Consider the following 1,092-nt stretch of genomic DNA (forward strand, 5'->3'; position numbering starts at 1 on the left):
ACCTCGCCGTTGCCCGTCCAACCGAGCGCGTCCGTGAGCAGCTCCTCCACGGCGTTGCGCTTCTCGAAGTCGTGGCCGCCGCCACCCGCGCGGCCCGGAAGCGCCGCGTCCACAGGAGCGCGAAGGCCACCACCGCCGCCACCGCCGTGCCCACGTGCAGCGCCAGCGCGAACGGCGTCTGCGACAGCCCGGTCCACACCCGGGGCGCGCCCTCCTTCGACAGCAGCAGCACCGCCAGGGCCAGCGGGAACAGGAGCCCGCCCGTCACCAGCGCGCGGCGCCGGAAGTCCTCCGCAAGCTGGGGCGTGGGCGCCTCGTGCGTGAGGTACACCGCCGCCAGGAACGCGAAGAGCCCCAGCGTCAGCACGCCCACCGACACCGCGAAGGGGGACAGCCACGACGCGAAGAAGCCGCTCACCACCGCGTGCCCCTGCATGCGGATGGCGTCGCTGGCCACCGCGCCCACGCACATGCCCAGCAGCAGCGGCGCCACCACGCTCGCCACGCTGAAGACGACGCCCCAGCGCCGCTCCACCGCGTCGCCGCGCGTGTCGTAGGCCCGGAAGGTGAACGCCGTCCCCCGGAACACGATGCCCAGCACCAGCAGCGTCAGGGGCACGTGCAGCGCCACGCTCAGCGCCGCGAACGCGCGCGGAAAGCCGCTGAACAGCAGCACCAGTCCGACGATGAGCCAGACATGGTTCACCTCCCACACCGGACCGATGGCGCGGGCGATGAGCGCCCGCTGCTCCGCCTTGCGAGGCCCCTGGGCCAGCAGGTCCCACACCCCACCGCCGAAGTCCGCCCCGCCCAGGAGCGCGTACAGCACGAACGTGCCCGCCACCGCGAACCCCAGCACCTCCTCAATGGGCATGGGTCACCTTCCCATCCACCGCTCCGGGCAGCGTGCCCGCCACCTGCCGCCAGAGCACGAAGAGCACCGTCACTCCCAGGAACAGGTACACCGCCGTGAAGGTGAAGAACGGCGCCGCCAGATGAGGCACCGGCGTCACCGCTTCGCTGGTGCGCATCACGCCCCGGACGATCCACGGCTGCCGGCCCCACTCGGTGACGAGCCACCCCGCCTCCAGC

At 72.8% G+C, this 1,092-nt stretch carries 2 protein-coding genes; both read right to left on the reverse strand.

Annotation, left to right across the window (positions count from 1 at the left end; all coding sequences use genetic code 11):
* On the reverse strand, positions 1-874 hold an 874-nt coding region (locus tag D7Y13_RS41640; protein WP_244222474.1), incomplete at its 3' end, for a cytochrome d ubiquinol oxidase subunit II.
* Positions 864-1,092: cytochrome ubiquinol oxidase subunit I (locus D7Y13_RS41645; RefSeq protein ID WP_147452655.1), on the reverse strand; the 229-nt coding region annotated here is incomplete at its 5' end. The genes D7Y13_RS41645 and D7Y13_RS41640, both read right to left, overlap by 11 nt.

The organism is Corallococcus praedator, assembly GCF_003612125.1.
Lineage (GTDB): Bacteria > Myxococcota > Myxococcia > Myxococcales > Myxococcaceae > Corallococcus > Corallococcus praedator.